We start from the raw sequence: 23937 nt of genomic DNA, 5'->3' as shown, positions 1-23937 counted from the left end.
ATGATAGGGATTATTGAGGATGACAGATTGCTGAACCAGGCGCTGAAACTGACGCTGGAAAAAGCAGGCTATGAGACTATGACCGCGCACACGAAGAAGGAGGCGTTATCGCTGCTGGGGAAGGGAGAGGAGCTGCTTCTTGTGGATATCGGTCTTCCTGACGGGGACGGGATCAGTCTGTATCAGGAGCTTCGGGGAAGACAGAAGACTCCGGTGATCTTCCTTACTGCCAGGGATGAGGAGCGGGATATGCTGGCGGCATTCGATATCGGCGCAGACGACTACGTGGTAAAACCATTTTCCATGAAGGTGTTGTTGAAGCGGATCGAGGCGGTATTAAAGCGGAACGGTGAAGCCAGCCCGCTTACTTTTCGGGAGCTGAGTCTGTATCCGGCAAAAAAGCAGGTCTTCATGAAGGGGCAGGAGATCAGGCTTACGGCAAAAGAATATCAGTTATTGGAATATCTGATGCTGAACCAGGGACAGGTGCTCACGAAAGAAAATATTCTGGAGCGGATCTGGGGAATTTCCGGTCAGTTTGTGGTGGATAATACGGTCAGTGTCACGGTTGGCCGTCTGCGGAAAAAGATTGAACCGGATGCGAGACAGCCGGACTATATTAAGAATGTGTTCGGGCTTGGATACCGGATAGGGGATTAATAGCATGTATATGGAAGCTGTGGCGGCTCTGGCGGGATTAGCGGCAGGTGCGTCTGCCGTATATGTCCGGCAGAGAAGATGCCGGGAACGGGAATTAGAAGAGATTGCCGGGCTTACGGAGAAGATCTTAAACGGGCAGAGGATCGAGGCGTCATCATCAGGAGAAGAGACGCTGTATGCGAAGATCGAGAATCGGCTGGTGCGGGTGCAGGAATCGATGCAGGGCAGAACAGATGCGGCAGAGAGAAGCCGGGACGAGATCAAGAGGCTGATCTCGGAGATCGCCCATCAGATGCGGACGCCGCTTGCGAATGTAGAGACGTATCTTGGACTTATGTTAGACGGGCTGACAGAAGAAGATCTGACAGAGGAGACGGCGGCAGAATATGCGGATGCGATGAAGAGAAGCGCTGAGAAGCTGCATTTCCTTGCGGAGAACTTCATTAAGATGTCAAGGCTTGAGCATCATATCATACAGATCAGGAAGGAAGACGCGGACATATTAAGGACCGTTCGGAATGCGCTTGGACAGATACACAGCCAGGCGGAGGAGAAGGGGATCGCCTTCGAGGTAACGCTGTCAGGCGCAGCGGCCTGCCTGCACGACCCGAACTGGCTTGGCGAGGCGGTCTATAATCTTCTTGACAATGCGGTGAAGTATTCTTTGCCGGACGGCAGAGTGGAAGTGACGGTGTCAGTCAATGAGATGTTTCTGAAAATCCAGGTAAGAGATTTTGGAATCGGTATTGAACCGGGGGAAGAGAACGCTCTTTTTCAGCGTTTCTATCGGGGAAAACGTGTCACGGACCAGGAAGGGTTCGGAATCGGGCTTTATCTGGCAAGGGAGATCGTGAACCTTCACGGAGGGTTCATAGCGGTGAGAAGGATGCGGGAAGGGATCATGATGGAGATTGATCTGCCGGTTGGGAATCTGTTTTAAGGGAGAGATTGTTAGAAGTTTGTTAGATTTATCCTGTACAATAATTGGTACAAGTATTAGACAGGAGGATAATCTATGGAGATCGTAAAAGCTGTTGGGTTGAAGAAATACTATATCACGGACACCTATGAAGTCCGTGCGTTGGACGGCGTGACATTTTTTGCTGAAGCCGGAGAATTTGTGGCGATCGTTGGAACTTCGGGGAGCGGGAAGACGACGCTTCTGAATATGATCGGAGGGTTGGACGTACCGACAGAGGGAGGTATCTGGATCCGCGGGAACAGCCTGAGGGATATGGAGGCCGAAGAGCGGACGGTGTTCCGCAGGCGGAATATCGGCTTTGTATTCCAGCAGTACAATCTGGTGCCGGTGCTCAGTGTGTATGAGAATATCGTACTTCCCCTTCGTCTGGACGGCGCCGGGATAGATGATGCGTTCTTTGATGAGGTTACGGCGCTTCTTAGTATCAGGGAGCAGTTAGACCGCCTGCCGCAGATGTTATCCGGCGGTCAGCAGCAGAGGGCGGCGATCGCCCGGGCGCTTATGACCAAGCCTGCGATCCTTCTTGCCGATGAACCCACCGGGAGCCTGGATTCGGTTACCAGTATGGAGGTTGTGGGGCTTATGCGTTCTTGCGCAGAGAGATTCCATCAGACGGTGATCGTGGTGACACATCAGGAAGAGGTTGCTCAGATGGCGGACCGTGTGGTGCGGATAGAGGATGGAAGGCTCTGCGGCCATGAGGGAAAAATGGCAGAGGAAGAGAGCATTTCCGGCAACATACCGCTGATACGAGGGAGGGATAGATGATGAATGGAATTCAATTTATCCCGAATAACAATCGGTCTGTGATCCGCATGCTGTCAAGAGAATACGAACGTTATAACAGAGGAAGAAACCGGATTCTCATGGGAGCGGTCTGTCTGTGTATTATCACGCTGACGATGGTGTTTGGGATTGCGGTAGGCAAGGTGCAGGCGGAATATTTGAAAGAGGCAAGGGCGGCGGGAACGACGGCGTCCGCCAGTATCGGCGGTGCAGGGACTTCCGTCTATCAGAAGGTGCGCTCTCTTGGATATGTAAAGCAGGCAGGGAGAAGAGTGTCTGTCGGATGGGCTTCTGCCGCGAAGTCCGCTGAAGGAGACGGAGAGATCACCATTCAACTGTTGGACGGACCCGCATGGGAACGGATCATAAGTCCCGCGTATACGGATATCCACGGACATTACCCGGCAGAAGAGCAGGAGATCATGCTTCCTGTGCGGGCAATGGAAGTATTAGGAATCGACGGGCCCGTAGAAGGAATGAAAGTCGGACTTACGGTCAGTATCGGGTTGTTTCGAAAGGAGCAGGAGGAATTCATCTTAAGCGGATGGTATACGGATTATGCAGACTTATCAGCGGATCGGGGAATCGGATATATCTCGGAAGCAAAATATAAGGCCTGGGGTTATGATATCGGGAATGAATCGGACATTCTGATCTGCCAGTCTGACAGCATGGATTGGCGGGAGACGGAAGAGCGGCTTTATCAGGATGCTGTAGGGAAGGGGTCAGATCTTAGGGTTACCGCCTGTAACACTTTTGCCGGGGATGCGGTGAACCGGATGACTGGAAGCTATGAGATGGCAATACTCGGCGCGCTTATCATCTTAAGCGGTATGTTCTTCCTGATCCATAACGTGATGCAGATCTCTATGGCAAAAGATGTGCGGCAGATGGGGCTTCTCAACACGATCGGCACAACGAAAAGGCAGCTTCACAGGATCTATTTGGGGCAGATCCTAAGGCTTCTGGTTCCGGGCGTGTTATCGGGGGCGGTATTATCGGCGTTCATCCTGCTGGTTTTGATTCCTGAGATGTTAGGGGGACAGTATTTGAGCAATTACGGGGGAGCGGAAGGTCTTCGGATCTTCCGGCCGGGAATCCTGGCGGCGGCAGTTGGATTCGCGGTGCTTCTCACCCTTTTAGCGGCGGCAGGCGTGATCTGCCGTGTGGTAAATGTATCCTGCGTGGAAAGTATGAATTATGTATCTGCCAGAGTAAGCATACAGGGCGGGAAGGGAGGTATAAGAAAGGGGAGATTAAAACGGACGGATTACCGGAGATGGAGTGCAGGCCGGGAGCTGTGGTATATGGCGTGGCAGAATATAAGCAGAAATAAGGGCCGGTTTTTGCTGACCGTTTTTTCCCTGTTCCTTGGTTTGGAAGCTTTTCTTGGGACGATCGTCATTACAAAGGGCAGCGATTACAGCCATGTGATCGAGAGCAGGCCGGATTTCCTGATCGCGGGAGAGTTCAGTGATTGGGGACAGGAAGAAGGCTATGGGAATGAATATGAGACGAGAGACGCGGGAGAAGATCCCTTGGAGACGGAAGGGGATAACTTCGTCTTGCTATATGGGAATCGGTATGATGAGTTCTCCCCCATTTCCCGGGAGGCAAGAGAGAGACTTTTAAGTCTTGACGGAGTAGACCGCAAGAAGTCCTATGTGATGGAAGGGGCCTATATGTTATCAACGATGTCCGGGAAAGGAATAAAACCGCTGACCACTCCTGGTATATTGGGGATTGCGGAGACGAAAAAGGCGCGTGAATCGGAAGCTTCTATGATGGAGGTTTTCTCAGAAAATGTTGTTCAAATCCTGCATGATGAAGAGCTTCTTGAACTGCGTAAATATGTACAGGAGCGGGAGCTTCCGGTAGATATGGACAGCCTGGCAGACGGAACGGGGGTGATGATCCTGCATGATCATCGGCTGACACCGAAGCAGGAGAAGCAGGCAATGGCAAGTGTGGGGGAGCCGGTGTATTTTACGACCTTGCAGTCCAAAGAAGACTGGATCCGCTGGAATCAGGCAACCGGCGAAGAGCGGGATGTTATGGAGGATACGAGAAAGCAGTCGGAGACATTGACCTTAAGCGGCTATCTGGATAACCGTGAGGAAGGATTCCCGCGGATACGGCAGACCTGGCACGGTTCGGAAGGAACCGTCTATTATCTGATCAGCGAGAAGGGATTTGAGAAGCTGCCCACAGAGCGAAAGACACTCTATATGGAACTGAATGCGGACGAGGAGAAGGAAGCGCAAGTAAAAGCAGGGATCCATGACATCATATCCTGGGAGAATCAAAGGCGCAGGAGGAACAAGACAGTTCTTGGAACGGGCAGCGATCAGGAGGAGGTGGAAGAGGCCGGAATCTTCTGCATCAGCAAGTCTGATATTCGCTCTGAGGCGGCAGATACGATCAGGGGCAGCAGGCGGATCCTTGGATGCATCAGCATCGTTTTGCTTCTTGCGGGATTGACGAATTATTTTAATGTGATGGTTACGGGAATATTTGCGAGAAGAAAGGAATTCGAAGTCATGGAGAGTGTCGGAATGACACAAAGGCAGAAACGAAGGCTCCTGATCGCGGAGGGGATGTATTATTGTATGATCGTGGGAGTCCTGCTGCTTACGGCAGGAAGCGGCATATGGAAGCTGATCAGCCTTTATATGAAGGGAAAACTCTCGTATTTTGCATGCGGCTATCCGCTTTGGTGGGTGACCGGAACGATCACGGGACTGGCGGTTATCTGCATTGGTCTGTCAGCCGTTATATCTGAATTTGAATAACTCCATAACAAAAAGTATGTTGAAATTTTATAACTCAGCGTGTATATTGAAGACGAATGGTTGTTTTTGGGAGGCAGGAACTGCTGATAAGAGAGAAAGCTATGAGATGTTGGAGGTATGAAGCGTTATGGAGATGGTTATGGAGTTGGTGGCTTCAAGAAGGAGTTCTTTGCCCTGGGAATGTATTGTAAGAGGAGGGCTGGTGCTGCTGATGATCGGGCTGCTGTGTGTCGGCAGCAGGAGCTATGCGAAGGACTGTACGGCAAAGCCGGCGGGATACATTGTGAATCCTGAGGCCGGCGAGAATATCCTAAGTCCGAAGGCAAGAGAGTGTGAGCAGAATGCCAGAGCAGCAGCTATGAAGCTGGGTGATGAGACTGGAATTTTAGAGTATACCTGGAAGGAGGATATGGTAAATGCGTTAGTCATGCCGGGCAAGACGGCAGATACAGATGGGATCATAGAAGAGACAAATGCAGAGGATAAGGAGCCTGTTGCTAAGATAGAAGCAGAAGAGATGCCGGTGATCACAGAGTTGGAGCCGATCGGCGATGATTTTGACGTACTGGAAATGCTGCATCCAAGTGAGAAGGCCAAAGCAGAGCCGGACGCCGGAATCACACCGGATGCAAAGGAAGTACCGCCTATAGCTCCGCCTGTTATCGCAGGGGATGAAAAGAATACGGATATTCCGTCTATATCTGTGAAGGAGGAAGCGCCGCCGGTTGAGGAAGATAAGGAAACGGATATTCCGTCTGCCGGTGCGGAGGATGATAAAGCAGTTGACGGAAGTGACGAAAGTGAAGAGGAAGGTGGAGGGGATTACGGACTGAGAGAGTTCGCCGGTTTTCTGATAGATGAGGAGGGATATATCGCAGGAGTTACAGAGCGGGTCGATCTGACCGATGGCATCCTGATATTAATCCGGGATGCGGAGTGCATCGGAGTCAGGGAAGGCGCATTGTCAAATCTTGCAGGATGTGTGGCGGAGATCTATATTCCGGCGAATATCCGTGAGATCGAACCAGGCGCTTTTGATGCATTCGCATCCGCGGCATATATAGAGGTGGATGAGGATCATCCTGGTTATTACAGTGAGAGTGGAAGATTGTATCCCAGGGAGTAAAAAGTGGAATATGAGGAGAATCGGATTGGTCGCAAGTCCGGTTGCGGGAGCCGTGAAGGTAGGATAGCCTTTGCGGCTTTTTTCTGATTATTTTTGAAATTTCCTGTGGCTGTGGAGATTTTGGGACACCTGGTTTGATAAACTAAGGAAGAACAAAAGGAAGTAATACAAAATCCAGCAAAAACAGGAGGTGCAGATGATGAAAGGCTATTTTGTAGATAATGGTTATATGGGATATGTGAATGGAAGCTATCTTCTGTTTGCAGACGAGAGTGACTATCGGGAATTTCTGGAGGAAGAATAATGAGAGAAATATTAGGATTTATGTACGATTATAATAATGACGAGGATATGAGGGTATTTGATAAAGTGACCGAGGTCTTGTTCCTGGCAGATCCGGTCGGAGAAGATAAGACAGAATTTGAATTGTCAGGCTTGATCGCGGAAGAACTGGAAGTGATGGGAGGGAAGGAACGGAGGGCGGTTATGATGAAGGCGGGATTGAATCCTGATGAGTATGATTTTTAGATTTGATATGTTATAATCTACCTTGAGAGAAGTATATTGCTCTTGAGGTATTTTTTTGGAGATAGTAAAACTTATAATTGCGGAGGAGTGCAGATGGCAGTTTCACAGGTAAAACTAAGAATATTGTATATTATAAAGATACTTCTCGAGAAAACAGATGAGAAGCACACCATGTCGGCGTCGGATATTGACAAGGAGCTGCGTAGATATGGGATGTCGATCGACCGGAAGACCGTGTACAATGATATTGAGACATTGAAGGCATTTGGGATGGATATCCTGCAGGCGAGGGGGGCTAACAGCGGTTACTATATCGGCAGAAGGGATTTTGAATTGCCGGAGCTTAAGCTTCTGGTAGATGCGGTGCAGGCATCCAAGTTCATCAGCCGGAGGAAATCCGAAGAACTGATCGGGAAGCTGGAGGGTCTTGTGGGCGAGCACGATGCAAGGAAGCTTCAGAGGAATGTCTTCATCTATAATCGTCCAAAGACCGGGAATGAGACGGTCTATTATAATGTGGATCAGATACATACTGCCATTATGGAGAACAGGCAGATTCAGTACCAGTATGCGGAATGGACGATGCAGAAGGAATTAAAGCCAAGGAAGAAAGGGGCCGTCTATACGGTCAGTCCATGGTCGCTTACCTGGGATGACGCGAATTATTATCTGATCGCATATGATGAGGATGCAGACTGTATCAAGCATTACCGGGTGGATAAGATGCAGCAGGCTTGTGTGATCAGGAAGGAACGTATCGGCAAAGAGAGATTCCAGGATTTTGATCTTGTAGAATTCTCTAAAAAGACGTTCTCCATGTACGGCGGTCATGACGAGGAAGTCACCCTGCAATGTGATCAGGATATTATAGGGGTGATTCTGGACAGATTTGGTACGGATGTGATGATCGTTCCCGCAGAAGACAAGCAATTTCGGGTGCGCATATTGGCGGCGGTCAGTCCGCAGTTTTTTGGATGGGTCACGGGGATCGGAAGCAAGCTGTGTATTGCCGGGCCGGAATGTGTAAGGAGAGAATATAAAGAGTATCTGAAGGACATTCTGGAGAAGTATTGAATAGATATTGCAAATCTATTATACTGTTATTAGGAAATATGTCAGTAAATGTAAAGGAGATTGAGATGGATTTTGTACAATATAAGTGTCCCTGCTGCGGGGCGGCGCTGCAGTTTTCTCCGGAAACCCAGAAGCTTTCCTGCAAAAGCTGCGGAAACCATTATGATTTGGAGACGATACAGCAGTATGAGCGGGAAGAGCAGTCTAAGGGAGAGCAGGACTTGACCTGGGAGTACCGGCAAGGAGCGGAAGGTGCGAAGAAGACGGAGGACGGACGGTATATCTGCCCTTCCTGCGGAGCCGAGATCGAGGCGGATGAGCAGACGGTAAGTACGGTCTGTCCTTATTGTGATAATGTGGTAGTGATCCGGGCTGCCGCGGCAGGAGATTTGGAACCGGATGTCATGATCCCGTTCCGGGTGCAGGGGGACCAGGCCAGGCAGATGTTAGAGAAGTTCTGTAAGGGGAAGCATCTGCTGCCGAAGAATTTCCGTGACAGGAGTTATCTGAAGAATCTGAAGGGATGCTATGTTCCGTACTGGCTGTTCGACTGTAAGGCAAGCGCGGATATGAGCTTTAACGCCACGCGCGTGAGGGCGTGGAGTGACAGTGATTATGACTATGTGGAGACCTCATATTATCTGGTACAGAGGGCGGGAACTATGGAGTTTTATCATGTGCCGGTGGATGGAAGCGTAGAGATGGATGATGATACGACGGAGTCTATCGAACCGTTCAACTACAGTGATCTGACTGAGTTTCGTCCGGAATATCTGGCGGGTTATGAGACGGACAGATATGATGTAGACGCGAAGACGGCGGAAGTCAGGGCCAAGGAGCGGCTCTATAACAGTGCGGAGCAGGTGCTTCGGAGCACGGTTCAGGGTTATCAGTCCGTGAGTGTCAAGAGAAGGCATCTTGCGTCCCAGAGAGGGCAGGTTCAATATGCGCTGCTTCCGGTGTGGCTGTTCGAGACGGTTTACCAGGATAAGAAGTACCAGTTTGCGATCAACGGACAGACGGGGAAGATGGTAGGAGAGCTTCCGGTGGATAAGGGAGCCTTTTGGAAATATTTGTGCGGATTCACGGCTATTGGAACGGCGCTGTGTTCCATTCTTGGAATCTTGTTGTTTGGGGGTGTGTTGTAATGGGATACTGGTTTAGAGATGTCTGTGCCGGGAGGAGCGCTGTGATGGGAGCCAGGTTCGGAGACATCTGTGCCGGGAGGTGTGTTGTGATGAAGAGGCCTAGACAGAAAAATGCTGCTGCAGGGATGGTATTCATGATAATGTTTCTTGTTTCAGCCGTTCTTTCTGTCATTTACCCCGGTATGTTTGGCGCAATAGGCGCCGCTGAGGTATCTGCGGCAGGAACAGCGCCGGAATTTACCGGGTGGGTGCAGGACGATGCGAGTTTGCTGTCATCGGAGGAAGAGGATGCGCTTGAGAAGGAGTGCGCCAGAGTGTCTGAGGTGCACGGAATGGGAGTTTACATTGTCACAACGCAGGATTTCGGCGGAGGGGATATCAAGAACTGGCAGCGGCAGATATTTACGGAATACGGACTTGGTGCCGACTGTGCCGACAGCGGCGTAATGCTTGCCATCAGCATGGCGGCGCGTGACTGGGGGCTGGTTGGCTTCGGAGAAGCCCAGGGAGCATTCACTACATATGGAAGAGAGCGGATGGGAGAATTGATTCTCGACGATCTGTCTGACGGCGAATTCTACGATGCATTTGCCCGGTATGTATTTATGGCGGACGACTATCTGACGGCATACGAGGAAGGGAAGCCTTATACAGAAGATCATCATTACGGAGAGGGGTGGAGGATCCCGCTCATTATCGGGGTATCTTTCCTGTTATCGCTGGCGGTTTCGCTGGTTATTGTGCTGACCTGGAAGAAGAGTATGAACACGCGTGTCAGAAGGGACGGAGCGCTGGAGTATATGCGGGAAGGAAGTTTTCAGCTGTCGAATCGGACGGACCGGTTCTTATATCATACGGTGAGCAGGACCAAACGCCAGAAGGAGAGCAGTTCAGGCAGCGGAAGCGGCGGGATGCATTCGGACCATTCCGGAACCAGCGGAAAGTTTTAATATAATGTCAATAATACTATAAGAAGGAGACAGATATTATGGGATTGATCAAAGCAGCATGGAATGCGGCAAGCGGAACGCTTGCAGACCAGTGGAAGGAATATTTTTATTATGACGCGATGGATGCGGACGTATTAGTGGCGAGGGGAGCAAAACACGTGTCAGGCCGTTCCGCCAACAGGAAGGGCGAAGACAATGTGATTACGGACGGCTCTCATATTGCCGTGGCCAACGGGCAGTGTATGATTATTGTAGAGGATGGTAAGGTGATCGACGCGTGTGCGGAGCCGGGGGCATATACTTATGATACCAAGACCAGTCCGTCTGTGTTTGGGGGCTCCTTCGTAGAAGGACTTAAGGGAGTCGCCAGGGAAGCATGGCGACGTTTTGAATTCGGAGGCGGCGCAGGGAGAGATCAGCGGATCTATTATGTGAATATCAAAGAGATTCCTGGGAACAGATACGGTACGCCGAATCCGGTGCCATTTCGGGTAGTGGACCGCAATATCGGCCTGGATGTGGATATTTCTATCCGCTGTAACGGAGAGTATTCTTATCGGATCGTGAACCCGATGGTATTCTATGCCAATGTCTGCGGAAATGTGGGTTATGTCTATACCAGGGATCAGATTGATTCTATGCTGAAGTCAGAGCTTCTGACGGCGCTGCAGCCGGCATTTGCAAGAATCTCGGAGATGGGAATCCGTTACAGTGCGCTGCCTGGACATACGATGGAACTGTCAGATGCATTAAATGAAGTTCTGTCAAAGAAGTGGACGGAGCTTAGGGGAATTATGGTATATTCTCTTGGGGTCAACAGTGTTACGGCGTCGAAGGAAGATGAGGATATGATCAAGCAGCTCCAGAAGTCGGCTGTGATGCGTGATCCTAATATGGCGGCGGCGACACTTGCCGGCGCGCAGGCAGATGCCATGCGCATGGCGGCAGGCAACACAGGCGGAGCGATGTCAGGCTTCATGGGGATGGGTATGGCACAGCAGACAGGCGGAGCGAATCTGCAGAATCTGTATGCCATGGGGCAGCAGCAGGCGGCAGCCCAGGGAGCAGGAGCAATGATGGCAGGCGGCGGATCGGCAGTGTCAGGAACAGGAAATGCGGCGGCACCCTGGAGTTGTGCCTGCGGAGCAGGAGGCAATACCGGTAAGTTCTGCGTGGAATGCGGCGCGCCAAGGCCAGGCCAGGCAGCAGGATGGACCTGCGCTGCCTGCGGGATGGTGAATAAGGGTAAGTTCTGTTCGGAATGCGGCGCTCCAAAGCCGGCGGGAATTCCGCAGTACCGGTGTGACAAATGCGGCTGGGAGCCGGAAGATCCGGCGAAACCGCCGAAGTTCTGTCCGGAGTGCGGGGACCCATTTGACGACGGCGATGTAGTTGGTACATTGAACAGTTAACGGATATACCGTGTGAGAAAGAGGGAGGGCTGTGATGCACTGTGAATGTCTGATCATTGATGATGAGAGAGTGCTTGCCGATAGTACGGCAGAGTATTTTAACCTGTTCGGAGTTAAGACGTCAGCCGTATACAGCGCCTTGGAATGCAGGAAATTCTTCGAAGAGAACGAGACGGAATTGGTGCTGCTTGACATTAATCTCGGTGACGGCAGCGGGTTTGAGTTGTGTAAGGAGCTCCGCAGGAAGACAGAGATCCCGATCATCTTCATCTCTGCGCGGACGAGTGACGACGACAAGATCATTGCGCTGAATATCGGAGGCGACGATTATGTACAGAAGCCCTATTCTCTCGGCGTTCTTCTGGCGAAAGTAAGGGTGGTGCTTAAGCGTTACGGGCAGAGTGCAGGCGGCGGATATTCTGAGCAGGGATATTCGGATGGGAGGCTTGCGGTGGATCCCTATGCGAAGCAGGTGACGGTGGACGGGAAGCCTGTGAAGCTCACGGCGCTTGAATATAAGCTGTTGTCTTACTTGATTCGGAATGCGGACAGGGTGGTCCCGAAGCAGGAGTTATTCGAGAAGGTGTGGGAGGACCGGTTCACGGGAGACGGAACGCTGAATGTACATATCCGTAAGATCAGGGAGGCTATCGAGCGCGAGCCCGGGAACCCGGAATATATCATCACGGTCTGGGGAGATGGATACAGGTTTCACGGAGGAGGACAATGAAGAAGCAGATATTCCTGATCAGTATGTTGGTTATCTTTGCGGCAGAGATTGCTGCGCTTGCCGCCTTCGTGTCAGATGATTCAGACTTTCTGCGGGATGTTGTGAAGATGAATGAAGCGGTGCATTCTGTACAGGAAGACTGGGACAGGATGGAGACACACATCAACAAGACAGAACTTGATTATACAGTCCTTGATAAGAACGGAAAGCTTGTGTTTTGCACGAGGCAGGGTCTGAGCGAGAGTGTGAATTCGGCTGCTGCTCACGGGGATACGATTCTGGATCTTGAAGTGCAGGGAGGAATAGTTGGAAAGATCATCATTTATAATGACAGTGTACGGATACTTAAGGAGCAGAAACAGACGGCAGCCGCTATCATGGCGGCTGCCATCATCTTGCAGTGTGCAGTCTGTGCCGGATACATGGCTTATCTGAACCGCCGGATCATCAGACCTTTTCGGAAGCTTGAGGGATTCGCCGAGCGGGTTGCCGGAGGGAATCTGGATATTCCGCTGGAGATGGATAGAGAGAATCTCTTTGGTGCATTTACGGAGAGCTTCGATCTAATGCGTTCTGAGCTTAAGAAGGCGCGGCTTGCCGAGGCGAAAGCCAACGAGAGCAAGAAGGAGCTTGTGGCGAAGCTTTCTCACGACATTAAGACGCCTGTCGCGAGTATCAAGGCGGTTTCGGAAGTGGGGATCGCGCTTGCGGGAAATGAAAAGGACAAGGGGAACTATGGGCAGATCATCTCCAAAGCAGATCAGATCAATTCGCTTGTCACTAATCTGTTTACGGCGACATTAGAAGAACTTCAGAAGCTTGCGGTAACTCCTGCGGATATGGAGAGCAGAGAGATAGAGAAGATACTTAAGGGAGCGGACTATCTGAATAGAGGAATATTTTCAGATGTTCCAGATTGTCTTCTGTATGCAGACGGGCTTCGCCTGCAGCAGGTGTTCGACAATATTTTTATGAATTCTTACAAATATGCGGATACTGAGATCGAGGTATCCGTGACGAAGGAAGAGGGATATCTCGCTGTCGGTATCGAAGATTATGGAGGCGGCGCCGGCAGTGATGAACTGCCGCTGCTGAAAGAGAAGTTCCGGCGCGGCAGCAATGCTAAGAACAAAGAAGGAGCGGGGCTTGGACTCTACCTGGCGGATTATTTTATGAAGGAGATGCGGGGAGGGCTTTCCGTGAAAAATGGACGGCGGGGGCTGCGGGTAACGGTGAGGATCAGGCTTAGCGGGAGGATTTAAGGAATATTTAAATGAAATAGATTCTCAAATAGCCTTGAAAATACGGTAAAATGTGCGTGAATCCCTCTGTTTTCAAGGCTTTTAAGAGATTTAGACACATATGAAAAAACAGCTAAAAATATGAATAAACATGAACCGTTAGTAACACGTTAGCGACAAACTTTTATTTGTTCGATTTGCTTCCTCAGTTCTTCTAATTCCCGATGTCGGTATACTTTATTTGTAACGTCAGTGAAGGCGTGACCTAGCATTGTCTTTTTATCGTTTTCGTTTACGCCATATTTATCACAAAGCATCGAAAAGGTGTGTCGGCAGTCATGGGGAGTGTGCTTTTTGATTCCTAAAGACTTCAAAATTCCATACATAGCTTTACGGAAGTATGAAAGCTTTGTAGGACTTGTAGAGTGCAAAAGGGCATAAAATCCCCCTCCCCATGAAAAGGGGCTTTTTAAATGGGATACGATATGATACAATAAGCTACAGCAATCCAGTTTAGGCTGTAGCAGTTGCCACCGCAGGATCTTTTGGATGACAATTTAGGGCATGACCCTGTTGGGAGCCGGAGATAAGTACCGGACTTCCATTTACAGATTCCTGTATTGGCTGGGATATATCTGCACTTCCTGAAGTGGATTGCTTTTCTTTTGCATCCTGGACAACAGGTGACTTGCTGCAGGTATCTGTCGTTTCTGTCTCCTTGCCACAGCACTGTGTCTCAATCAGGTGGATCGTGCTTTCATCAGCGCCCTGTTCTTTTAAGAAAGCGATGACATTGTTTAAATTCAGCCCTTTAGTTTTCTTGGTGTTTTGTATGGTATCTTCATAATCCACCGGGAGGAAATCTGCATCATCCCGGATCATATGGTAAATGGCCACAAGCATTTTTCTTGCGATAGCGATGATCGCTTTTTTGTGGCCCCGGCGCTTTTTCAGCGTTTCGTATTTACAATGGAAATAGGGATCTTTCCGCGTGCTTTTTGCAGCCGCAAGCGCACATTGGACGAGCAGGGGCTTCAGATAATGCCCGCCGTCCCCCGTCCTTGTGGACTTCTTCTTCCCTGCGCTTGCATTATTTGCCGGAGAGAGACCCGCCCAGCAGGAAAGAGCGGCATCATCCTTCCAAACGGACATGTCTGTCCCAATCTCACCCAGGATATACAGGGCGGATATGTCCGTGATACCTACCATCGTTACCAGATGGCGGATGATACGGAAGTATTTTTGACGGTAATATTCCAGTTTTTCATCAATCAACCGGATGCATTCATTCAGCTGCCCGAGATGTAGCTGGATGATGTTCAGTTTGTCGCGCTGGACTCCTATGAATTCATAGCCGTGGATGCTTTCAAGGATATCTTCGTTGGATGCCTGAACCCGGCGGTCCACCAGGTTCAGTATCTCCTCATCGCTGACCTGGTCCGGATCTGTCTCGATCAGATATTCCATGATGGCAGATGCAGATTTTCCAAAGGGATCGGAGAACACGCAGTCCAGCCTCACCTTGGATACAGTCATGGAATTTTGGAAACGGTTTTTCTCGGAAGTCCGCATGTAAGTAAGCTTCAGACGGTAGCGGCACAGTTCCCTCAAATCCCGGATGTCCGCTGGTGGGATGAAGGATGCCACGACAAGATCCATCCGGAACAGGCTGGCGATATGGATGGCATCCCGGAAATCCGTTTTCCGCCCTTTGGCCTGTTTGACGTATTTCGGATGTGTCAGGACGGGCTTGAGACCGCACTGCTCCAGGATATTGAAAACAGGAATCCAATATTTGCCGGTAGATTCCATGCAGACATCTCGTACACCATGGGCTTTGAACCATTGCGCCATATTGCGGATATCCTTGTTTGTCGACTGGAACTGTCTGACGTAAAAGACTGCTTTCAGGGTTTCGGGATCCGTCCGGCAGACGGCGGCCATGAGGATTTCCTTGTGGACATCAATGCCCGCGCAGACCGGGCGTTTGATATCACCGTCAGCAGATGTGATGACGCGGGTGCCGTCATCAAGTGTAAGGCATTTGAGTTCTTCGGAAGAATAGGTTCCCTCAGACCGGATGTGTTTCTTTTGTGTATTGCGTTTTTTTGATGCCATAGGGGCCTCCTTTCAGAAATGGAAGGGCTGAAAAAGAGACGCCGCAGTGACTGCTATCCCTGCGGGAACCCTTTAAGGACGGGTTTATTCATAAGTATACGGGCTTTAAAAGCGCCTATCATTTGTGCAAGAAGGATGGCGGCAACTGATAAATTTTCGGGCTCTGGATCTCCAGGCGTTACAACGTGCTCTGTAGTATGCTGGCGTCTCTGAAAATAAGAATACACCCATTTAGTCTATATGGAAATATGGAATCGAGGCTTTCGTCATCATTTGTGCCGCCGCAGGCGGTATGGTAACAAATTTGAAACACCTGTAGGAAGATAGACATCATATCTATCTAGTCTTTTATGTACCAATGGTAAGAGGGCGCTGTGGATCGGAACGATGCGGTCCTTCCCTGCAGCTGTCTTCACACCGCCTTGGAAATATCTTTCTTCCAGATTTGTCTTCATGTTCTCATAAGCTGAGATCCGGAACCCGGAATAGCACATGATCAAGAGCATTTCAACTACTTCATTTTCCTGGTGATTCCATAAAATTCTAAGATCATCTTCGGAGAACGGCTCTCCATGTTCATCATCATCTACTTTATTGATTTTCACGAATTTAGAATAGTCCTTGTCTGCCAGATCATTGGCTTCTGCGTATGCGTACATCTGGTGGAAGAGGATAATAATCAGTTCCAAAGAAGAATGCTTTTTAGGGCAGTTATCTACAACTTCCTGCAGATCGTTGGCCGTAAGGGAGCGGAATGATCTGTCATGGATGGAATTGCAGTTTTTGTAAGCGGCGCGCATACTGTTTTCCATTGAGGATTTCTTTTCTGTATGGTCATGCGGCTTCTGGAACTTCCAGCGGTAGTATTCCTGATAGATTTCTTCAAAAGTCTTCTGATCGGCAATCTCACGTTGTCCTTGGTTGTACTTTGATAGGATCCCGATAATCTGCTTCTTTAGTTTTTCAGAATCAGATGAAAGCTCCTTTTCACGGCCCTCATAATATTCCCCGTTCCGGTACCAGGTGAGCACAGTGAAGCCCTTATACCAGTCATCCACATAGCAGATAGCCTTTTGCGGTACTGGGATGCCGTTTTCGTCGAATTCTTTCACTGGAGGGTAAACTCCATAGGGATTGGTGCGGTTCTTGCCTGAGAGTCGTTTAATGCTGCCGTAGCCGTTGGGGAGCTTGGGGTATTTCTTGCGTTTTGGCATGGTATCATCCTCCTTAAAAATGAGTACAAAAATAACAGCCTGTATCTTGCAGACCGTCAGCGGATTTGTTATACTTTAACTTGCGAGGGAAAAGTATAACTGTCCGCATGGTGGTTATACAGGGACCGTTCGATGTTGATAGCGTCGAGCGGTTCTTGACATTTGAGGTATATTTGCTATAATATACTTAACAAGACAGCCGACACGATAGAGCAAACCTATCCGTTCCCGGCGAAGTTTTCAATGATTAGAGATAGCACCTCAAACTTGGCCAGAGCAGGGGTGCTATTTTCTATGTGTATAATTCAGAATTGCTATTAGTAAACTACAAGCTGTCAAAATAATCATGAATTCTTCATAAGTACTCATATTAACCACTCCTTCCTGCAAGACTCGGAAACGGTGGTATACACCCTGTCGGCTGTCTGGGTAAATATATTGTTGTCAGTGTGCAGAGTGTGTCTGGCGCGATCGGCGCTGGGCTGACGGCCAGACATTATTATAAATTTTTCATTTTTGATTGATTTTTATTCTTGCCTGTGGAATACTATAATTATAAGGAGGGCAAAGGTATGTTCAATCGAAAACAGTTATTATCTCAATATGCTAAAAATGCAGAGACATATGATAAAAGGCATTCTTCTACTCAAAGTAAAATGGAAGAGAGAAGAGTAGAAGCCGCAAATATGAAAAAATTATATATGGAGAAAACGAATTCTCTTACTCGGCTTCGAAATAAAGGGCAATAGGTTTGATGACTTTATCGTTGTCATGTAGCATATCAAAATTTGAGAGCATTATGTCAAACAATATTGATGAAACTTTATCTAAATCGTTGGATTTAAATTGGCTGTATATTCCTTGAGGATGAGTTTCGTTTTTTATAGCAGATACCACCCCGAATACATGAAGTTTTCTATTAGACTCATTCTCAAAAGATATTTGTGCTTTATTTAAACGAAGTTTGTTCCGCTGTTCCTCTCTTTCTTTTGTTCGACCTTACATTGAGAAATTTATATAAACGCCGGAGCGGTTATACTTTTTATCAGGCGTACATTAACCGTCCTTTAGGTTCAGGAACTTCAAGCCCTCTTTCAAGAGTGACTTCTATCCATTCTTTTATAATGATTTCAGCATTGGCAATTGCTTCTTCAATAGTTTTGCCATCTGCCATACATCCGGGAAGTTCAGGTACTTCCACGATAAAGGAATTGTCATCATTAGACCAATAAATAATTCGTTCGTATTTGTACATACGGTACCTCCTAAAATCTGATTTGATATTTTTGTAAGAAGTTTCTAACCTGCTTAACTTGGTAAGGTTTCGCCATATTGCCAGAAGGCTGTATATTTATATTCTCACGAAAATTATCGTAAGAATATATGAAGTGATCGCCTCTTATGCGGCAGTCGAATCCCAAGATATCTAATAATTTTTGCAAATCTTTGAATTTTATGTTTTTGTCTTGTAATCCGTTTATGATTGAAAAATATAATTTTTCGGTTGTAGACATCTATATTATACTCCTTTTCTATGGAATAAACGCCGAAGCGGTTATATAATTTTTATTACAGCGAGATTAGGAATGAAGTATATCATATAATTGTCAACGCTCTTCATTTTCCCGTATTTATCCCGGTAACATTCGATACATTCCAGAAGATACTCTTCTGTTACACTCAGGTAGTCCGCAATTTCATGTTGGTTTTGGCATCCGGATTCATAGGCTCTGACTATACCGATCAGCCCAATCATGCGGTTATATCCGTTTAACCTTGCCCGCCGCTCTTGTTTTCGGTTCCATGGGTTGGACATATCCAGAATATCGCCAACCGTGGTTTCATAGTGGCCAATCTCTTCTGCCAGGACACAGGCTTTTTCCGTGATAGTCATATCTTTGCGGATGGCAATTCGATTTCCCTTTATTCGACCGTTATTTCTTGTTAAGCGTTTCTCTTTCACTATAAGACCTTTTTTATTAGCCGTATCTAATAATTCATCGTATGTCAATGAAATCACTCCCATTCACTATCATCGTTCATAATTGCATCGTCATGAGCCTGATCTTCGTCGGTAGGTTCTATATCCGTACGAGCGTGAGCAGCATTTACTTCCAAATGTGGCTGGATGTCTATGACGGTGGCTTGGGAGGATTCCAGTTCAGTCATACGTTCGGCTTCTTTATTAAGTACCATATTGACCATATCTTTTCCATGAAGGTCGAGGGTGCGGTATTTCTCCACTAAGTCAATTTCATTTATATTGAGTTGAATACTTCCATCATCCTTATATCCGCCATAGCCAAAAGTTGCTAAAACATCAGTTATGCCATATTCTCCACACATGATAAGAAGTGCTCCCGGGGTGGGTTGGCTGTTTCCGTTTTCCCAACTATAAATAGTTGATTCCGATGCTTTAAATCCTTCTTGAGTTAAAATGTCGGATATTTGTTTCACTGACATATTTGCTTTATTTCGACTCTTTTTTAAAATCATTCCAATATCTGACATTATCCAACACCTCCTTATAGTAGAATGATATCACAATATTTTTATGAGGTCAATAAAATATCACAAGATTCTAATAAATACTATTGACACCATAAGAAACTAATGATATTATACAAATATCACAAGATTCTAATGAAATGGAGGGAGAAAATGGATATTCCAACAAAGAACTTATCAAGGTATGTAAAAGATAAGGGAATTAATATTTCTAAAATGTCTAGGGATACGAAAATTCCTTATATTTCGCTATATGACAGCTTGATAAATGAATCGAGAGATAGAGATTTAAGAGTTGGGGAGTTTTTTACAATCTGCAATTTCTTAGACGTTAAATGTGAAGACTTTTCAGAAAAGAAAGGAAAATAGTATGAATGATATTTTTAAAGAAACATTTGGTACGGCAGATACCAGTAAGCAGACACCGATTGAGATCGCATTAGGTGTTGACGGACAAGGGATGACTACAGCAAAGAAGCTGTATGAATTTCTTGAATTGGATGCAAGTAATTATGCAAAATGGTTTAAGAAGAACATTATTGAAAATAATTTTGCGGAAGAAAACACGGATTATTGGGTTTTCGTACCAAAAGACGAAAACCCCCTTGGCGGACGTCCTACACAGGATGCAAAACTCACAGCTAGTTTTGCGAAGAAACTTTCTATGATACAGAAGAACAAGAAAGGTGAAGCGGCAAGGAATTACTTTGTTGGCATTGAGAACGGCGCAAAGAAATTATTTGAACAAATCTCCTCAACAGAAATCCAAGTAGGGGAGATTGCCAGTTATCTGAAAGCAATGGATAGAGTTGCTGTTCGGCAGAACCTTGCACCACACAAGATTGCAGAGAATTTCAAGAGGGTGTCAGAACAATTCGGAATACAGCTTACGAATGATTTTGTAAAGATTCCAGAGTATGAGCAGATGCATCTGACATTAGAGTGAGGGGGGAGGAAACGTATGAAATTTGTTAAAGATTTAGATAAGGAATATGAGAATTATTGTGAAAACTTTGCAAAGGGCTCTAAAGAAATTACGGATGCATACCAGACAATGCGTAGTAGCTTTGAAGAGTACCTTTGTGCCATTGAAGAGCATGCGTGGAAAGAGGGGGTTAATCATGCAATGCGCTTGATGTTGGGAGATGGAGCCAAGTGATAGAAGAAGATTACATAAAATCACTCCAAGTTTGCACAGATCATAACTTGATTTGTTTTGAGTTCCACCGCAGGCACAGGAAGGAAAGGAGGCGATACAGGAGTGTACGAGATTCTGAATGCGGCGCAGACTGCCAGGGTGATCGGCTGCGGTCCGCAGAAGGTCAGGGAACGTATTAAGCGTGGAATCTGGACTTTTGGCAGTGTTGTAACAGCAAAGCAGTCGGGTAATACCGAGAATTCTTATGAGATAAATAAGGGAGCTTTAGCGGAATGGCTGAAGATCCCAGTTGAAGAGGTGGAAAGGAGGGTGACAGGTAAGTGAAACTGAAAACTCACAAGAGAAGGAAAAGATTGTGCCCGGTTTTTCGAAGGAGGGCGAAAGACCTCATCCGGATCGGGATGCTCTGGACGGTATGGATGTCCTTAAGCATCATGGTGGGGATGTCTCCGGACCGGCATGCGGGATGGGTACTGGCAGGCGTAGTCACTGTAACGATAGGCTATGTGCTCGGGCGTACTGTCAGATACCTGGAGAAGCGGGGCATGTTCTTTCGCAGGATAACAAAAAAGAGCGCTTGTAAAAGGCGGCAACCTTAAGCGCTCCAATGAGTAACTACCGCTATTATAGCGGAAAAGGAGGAAAACGTCAAATGAAAAATAAGGCGGTGAATGCACTGATAGAGATGGGAATGCCGGCAGATATAAAAGGTTTCCATTATATTGCCGAAGCTATGGAGCTGATGGAAAACGAGGATATGCCAAGATATTGGGGATGGATGACAGTATTGTATGGGAGGTTGTCTGAAATGCACGATGATACGCCATCAAGAGTAGAAAGGGCGATTCGTCATGCGTTTTCGATCGTATTGACATCCGGGTATTTGGAAGCAGTGGAGAAATATCTGACACTACAGAAAACAACGAATGGGAATCTGCTGGTAACGTTTTTTTTGAGATTGTCACAGGTAGGAAAGTGATGAATAAATTTTAGGAGGAACAGAGCAGTATGGAAAGTATTAAGATCAATAAGCTAGAGATTGAGAATGTCAAGCGGATCAAGGCGGTGAAGATAGAGCCATCAAGAGATGGGCTGACGATTGTCGGTGGTAATAACAATCAGGGAAAGACTTCGGTTCTGGATTCTATTGCATGGGCATTAGGCGGGGAGAAATATCGCCCATCCCAAGCAATGCGTGAGGGGTCTGCGATACCGCCGAACCTGCGTATTGTAATGAGTAATGGACTGGTGGTGGAAAGGAAGGGAAAAAACAGCAGCCTGAAGGTGACAGATCCGAATGGAAACAAGAGTGGACAGCAGCTTTTGAATGAATTCGTAGAGCAGTTGGCGTTGGATTTGCCTAGATTTATGGAGAGTTCTGGAAAGGAAAAGGCACAGACTCTTCTTAGGATCATCGGGGTAGGGGAACAGCTTGCAGATTTGGAGAAGAATGAAAAGGAGCTTTTCAGTCATCGGCATGCGATTGGACAGATTGCAGACCAGAAAAAGAAGTTTGCAGATGAGCAGATTTATTATCCGGATGCACCAAGAGAAGTGGTATCTCCGTCAGAATTAATCCGGAAACAGCAGGAGATTCTTGCCAGAAACGGGGAGAACCAGAGGAAAAGAGACCGATTGAATGAGATTACAGCTGGTAAGCACAGGATTTTTGATGACCTGAACCGCATTGATGACCAGATTGCGGAACTACAGGTGCGTAAGGATAAATTAAAACTGGAGTATGATCAAGCGGTTTCTGATGAAGAGATTGCAATGAAAACAGTTCTTCAGTTGCAAGATGAATCGACTGCCGAATTGGAAGCGAATATTGCAGACATTGAGGAGATCAATCGGAAGGTACGGGCGAATCTGGACAAGGATAAGGCAGAAGATGATGCAAGACAGTATAAGGATCAGTATGCAGCCCTTACCAGGCAGATTGAAGATACACGAAAGGCAAAGACAGATCTGCTGCAGACGGCAGATCTGCCGCTTCCGGAATTGTCAGTGAAGGATGGGGAACTGGTTTACAGAGGGCAGTTGTGGGATAACATGTCCGGATCGGACCGGTTGAAGGTGTCTACAGCAATTGTCCGAAAACTGAACCCGAAGTGCGGTTTCGTCCTTCTGGATAAGCTGGAACAGATGGATATGCAGACTTTGAATGAATTTGGCCAGTGGCTCCATCAGGAAGGGCTGCAGGCGATCGCTACCAGGGTGAGCGTAGGTGATGAATGTAGCATCATCATAGAGGACGGTTATGTGAAGGGACAGGAAATTCTGGAAGAAGATATGCAGGAGATGAAGAAAATGCCTTCATGGAAAGTGGGTGAATTTTAATGGAGATAACAAGAGGGAAGGTCAAGAGCGCTAAGAAGGTTGTGTGCTACGGCCCTGAGGGTATTGGGAAATCAACGTTTGCTTCCAGGTTTCCCAATGCAGTATTTATTGATACGGAAGGAAGCACGAAGGATATGGACGTGGCAAGGCTGCCGCGTCCGAGCAGCTGGGAATATCTATTGCAGGAGATCCAGTATGTAAAAGATAATCCGGGTATATGTGGATCTTTGGTTATTGATACGGTTGACTGGGCAGAGCAGCTTTGTGTGGAGCATATTTGTGATAAACACCATAAGGATGGCATTGAGAGTTTTGGCTATGGAACCGGCTATGTATATACAAAAGAAGAGTTTGGACGGTTTCTGAATAAGCTGGAGGATCTTGTGGAAGCGGGGATCAATGTAGTGCTGACAGCGCATGCCCATATTAAAAAGTTTGAGCAGCCGGATGAGATGGGGGCATATGACCGATGGGAATTGAAGTTAGGTAAAAAAACTTCTTCCCAGACAGCGCCGTTAGTGAAAGAATGGGCGGATATGTTGTTGTTCGTCAATTATAAGACTTATTCGGTTGCAGTGGATGATAAGGGGAAGAAGCATAAGGCCCAGGGTGGAAAGCGGATTATGTATACATCTCATCATCCATGCTGGGACGCAAAGAACCGCTATGGGCTCCCGGATGAATGTGAGTTTGAGTACGAGGTAATCCGCCATATTATAGAATCCTCAGTTACGAGAAAGAAGGAACATACCAGCCGGGAAGAAAAGAAAGCAGAAAATTCCTTACCGGATTTCATGAGCCTTCTGGAAGCAGATGTAGATGAAGAGATAGATTTTAATACTGGAGAAAAGCTCCAGGAAGGGAAGAAGGGACAAAAGGAAGAGAAACCGGAGAAGAAAGGAGCAAAACCGGAAGCTGATATGTCCCGTAGCGAGGTGTTCCGTCTGAATGATTATATACCGAAGGCGCTGCAAGATCTAATGTATGTTAATCTGGTGTCGGAAGAGGAATTGCTGGAAGCTGTGTATCAGCGTGGGTTCTTTCCCCGCAGTACACCGTTCCAAAACCTTCCGGATGAATTTATTGACGGTTGCCTGATCGCGGCATGGCCAAAGGTAATGGCAGTGATCAATGAGATAAGGAGTAAACAGGAGATTCCATTTGATTAG

At 47.4% G+C, this 23937-nt stretch carries 27 protein-coding genes; 21 read left to right on the top strand and 6 right to left on the bottom strand.

The features are described from left to right. The 12 genes from VSQ62_RS19970 to VSQ62_RS19915 all read left to right on the top strand — a co-directional run bounded on the left by VSQ62_RS19970 (position 1) and on the right by VSQ62_RS19915 (position 13450). Positions 1–660, top strand: coding sequence for a response regulator transcription factor (locus VSQ62_RS19970; RefSeq protein WP_334636545.1), 660 nt, complete (start codon positions 1–3; stop codon positions 658–660). 4 nt (positions 661–664) lie between these two features. Further along, the gene (locus VSQ62_RS19965) at positions 665–1600 is read left to right on the top strand and encodes a sensor histidine kinase (RefSeq protein ID WP_334636543.1); all 936 of its coding nucleotides are present in this window, start codon (positions 665–667) and stop codon (positions 1598–1600) included. Positions 1601–1675: 75 nt separating this feature from the next. After that, positions 1676–2410, top strand: coding sequence for an ABC transporter ATP-binding protein (locus tag VSQ62_RS19960; RefSeq protein WP_334636541.1), 735 nt, complete (start codon positions 1676–1678; stop codon positions 2408–2410). Next, positions 2407–5220, top strand: coding sequence for an ABC transporter permease (locus VSQ62_RS19955; RefSeq protein ID WP_334636540.1), 2814 nt, complete (start codon positions 2407–2409; stop codon positions 5218–5220). The genes VSQ62_RS19960 and VSQ62_RS19955 overlap by 4 nt, the downstream gene beginning before the upstream one ends. A 127-nt stretch (positions 5221–5347) precedes the next feature. Next, positions 5348–6346, top strand: coding sequence for a hypothetical protein (locus VSQ62_RS19950; RefSeq protein WP_334636539.1), 999 nt, complete (start codon positions 5348–5350; stop codon positions 6344–6346). 303 nt (positions 6347–6649) lie between these two features. Next, a complete protein-coding gene (locus VSQ62_RS19945) occupies positions 6650–6874 on the top strand; it encodes a hypothetical protein (RefSeq protein ID WP_334636538.1) in 225 nt (74 codons plus the stop codon). A gap of 93 nt (positions 6875–6967) precedes the next feature. Beyond that, the gene (locus VSQ62_RS19940) at positions 6968–7948 is read left to right on the top strand and encodes a helix-turn-helix transcriptional regulator (protein WP_334636537.1); all 981 of its coding nucleotides are present in this window, start codon (positions 6968–6970) and stop codon (positions 7946–7948) included. Between the two features lie 65 nt (positions 7949–8013). Beyond that, complete coding sequence (locus VSQ62_RS19935) at positions 8014–9096, top strand: TFIIB-type zinc ribbon-containing protein (protein WP_334636536.1); 1083 nt, start codon at positions 8014–8016, stop codon at positions 9094–9096. Between the two features lie 89 nt (positions 9097–9185). Then, complete coding sequence (locus VSQ62_RS19930; protein ID WP_334636535.1) at positions 9186–10046, top strand: TPM domain-containing protein; 861 nt, start codon at positions 9186–9188, stop codon at positions 10044–10046. Positions 10047–10084: 38 nt separating this feature from the next. Continuing rightward, complete coding sequence (locus tag VSQ62_RS19925; RefSeq protein WP_334636534.1) at positions 10085–11458, top strand: SPFH domain-containing protein; 1374 nt, start codon at positions 10085–10087, stop codon at positions 11456–11458. A gap of 34 nt (positions 11459–11492) precedes the next feature. Next, the gene (locus VSQ62_RS19920; protein WP_334636532.1) at positions 11493–12188 is read left to right on the top strand and encodes a response regulator transcription factor; all 696 of its coding nucleotides are present in this window, start codon (positions 11493–11495) and stop codon (positions 12186–12188) included. Continuing rightward, on the top strand, positions 12185–13450 hold the full coding sequence (locus VSQ62_RS19915) for a HAMP domain-containing sensor histidine kinase (protein ID WP_334636530.1): 1266 nt from the start codon (positions 12185–12187) through the stop codon (positions 13448–13450). The genes VSQ62_RS19920 and VSQ62_RS19915 overlap by 4 nt, the downstream gene beginning before the upstream one ends. 492 nt (positions 13451–13942) lie before the next feature. Here the strand turns inward: VSQ62_RS19915 and VSQ62_RS19910 are convergent, their stop codons facing one another. Further along, positions 13943–15547, bottom strand: coding sequence for an IS110 family RNA-guided transposase (locus VSQ62_RS19910; protein WP_304429581.1), 1605 nt, complete (start codon positions 15545–15547; stop codon positions 13943–13945). 269 nt (positions 15548–15816) lie between these two features. Further along, positions 15817–16761 carry a site-specific integrase gene (locus VSQ62_RS19905; RefSeq protein ID WP_334636529.1) on the bottom strand — a complete coding sequence of 315 codons (945 nt, stop codon included), beginning with the start codon at positions 16759–16761 and terminating at the stop codon, positions 15817–15819. Positions 16762–17333: 572 nt separating this feature from the next. On the opposite strand from VSQ62_RS19905, the gene VSQ62_RS19900 reads away from it, so the two are divergent. Further along, positions 17334–17510 (top strand): hypothetical protein, encoded by a 177-nt coding sequence (locus VSQ62_RS19900; RefSeq protein WP_334636528.1) that lies wholly within the window; start codon positions 17334–17336, stop codon positions 17508–17510. Between the two features lie 296 nt (positions 17511–17806). Here the strand turns inward: VSQ62_RS19900 and VSQ62_RS19895 are convergent, their stop codons facing one another. From VSQ62_RS19895 to VSQ62_RS19880, 4 genes are read right to left on the bottom strand one after another with little or no spacing between them, the layout of a single operon-like run. Next, a complete protein-coding gene (locus VSQ62_RS19895) occupies positions 17807–18016 on the bottom strand; it encodes a type II toxin-antitoxin system HicB family antitoxin (protein ID WP_334636526.1) in 210 nt (69 codons plus the stop codon). Between the two features lie 10 nt (positions 18017–18026). Next, positions 18027–18275, bottom strand: coding sequence for a type II toxin-antitoxin system HicA family toxin (locus VSQ62_RS19890; RefSeq protein ID WP_334636525.1), 249 nt, complete (start codon positions 18273–18275; stop codon positions 18027–18029). 41 nt (positions 18276–18316) lie between these two features. Further along, positions 18317–18781: an ImmA/IrrE family metallo-endopeptidase gene (locus tag VSQ62_RS19885; protein WP_334637727.1), complete on the bottom strand. Its 465-nt coding sequence runs from the start codon at positions 18779–18781 to the stop codon at positions 18317–18319. Beyond that, a complete protein-coding gene (locus tag VSQ62_RS19880) occupies positions 18778–19272 on the bottom strand; it encodes a helix-turn-helix domain-containing protein (protein WP_334636524.1) in 495 nt (164 codons plus the stop codon). The genes VSQ62_RS19885 and VSQ62_RS19880 overlap by 4 nt, the downstream gene beginning before the upstream one ends. Before the next feature lie 150 nt (positions 19273–19422). Between VSQ62_RS19880 and VSQ62_RS19875 the strand changes: the two genes are divergently transcribed. From VSQ62_RS19875 to VSQ62_RS19840, 8 genes are all read left to right on the top strand, one after another. Beyond that, complete coding sequence (locus VSQ62_RS19875) at positions 19423–19638, top strand: hypothetical protein (RefSeq protein ID WP_334636522.1); 216 nt, start codon at positions 19423–19425, stop codon at positions 19636–19638. Position 19639: 1 nt separating this feature from the next. Next, complete coding sequence (locus VSQ62_RS19870) at positions 19640–20215, top strand: antA/AntB antirepressor family protein (protein ID WP_334636520.1); 576 nt, start codon at positions 19640–19642, stop codon at positions 20213–20215. A 15-nt stretch (positions 20216–20230) separates the two neighbouring features. Next, on the top strand, positions 20231–20428 hold the full coding sequence (locus VSQ62_RS19865) for a hypothetical protein (RefSeq protein WP_334636519.1): 198 nt from the start codon (positions 20231–20233) through the stop codon (positions 20426–20428). Between the two features lie 102 nt (positions 20429–20530). Further along, positions 20531–20752, top strand: a complete 222-nt coding sequence (locus VSQ62_RS19860) for a hypothetical protein (protein ID WP_334636517.1) — start codon at positions 20531–20533, stop codon at positions 20750–20752. After that, positions 20749–21027, top strand: coding sequence for a hypothetical protein (locus tag VSQ62_RS19855; RefSeq protein ID WP_334636516.1), 279 nt, complete (start codon positions 20749–20751; stop codon positions 21025–21027). Before VSQ62_RS19860 ends, VSQ62_RS19855 begins: the two co-directional genes overlap by 4 nt. Before the next feature lie 53 nt (positions 21028–21080). Further along, complete coding sequence (locus tag VSQ62_RS19850) at positions 21081–21407, top strand: sporulation initiation factor Spo0A C-terminal domain-containing protein (RefSeq protein WP_334636514.1); 327 nt, start codon at positions 21081–21083, stop codon at positions 21405–21407. A gap of 29 nt (positions 21408–21436) precedes the next feature. Continuing rightward, the gene (locus VSQ62_RS19845; protein ID WP_334636513.1) at positions 21437–22768 is read left to right on the top strand and encodes an AAA family ATPase; all 1332 of its coding nucleotides are present in this window, start codon (positions 21437–21439) and stop codon (positions 22766–22768) included. Beyond that, positions 22768–23937, top strand: a complete 1170-nt coding sequence (locus VSQ62_RS19840) for an ATP-binding protein (protein ID WP_334636512.1) — start codon at positions 22768–22770, stop codon at positions 23935–23937. The genes VSQ62_RS19845 and VSQ62_RS19840 overlap by 1 nt, the downstream gene beginning before the upstream one ends.

Source organism: Sporofaciens sp. JLR.KK001 (assembly GCF_036941055.1).
In the GTDB taxonomy this organism is placed as follows: Bacteria; Bacillota; Clostridia; order Lachnospirales; family Lachnospiraceae; genus Sporofaciens.
The sequence above is the reverse complement of the archived record's forward strand: the minus strand, read 5'-3'. Positions and strand labels throughout refer to the sequence as shown.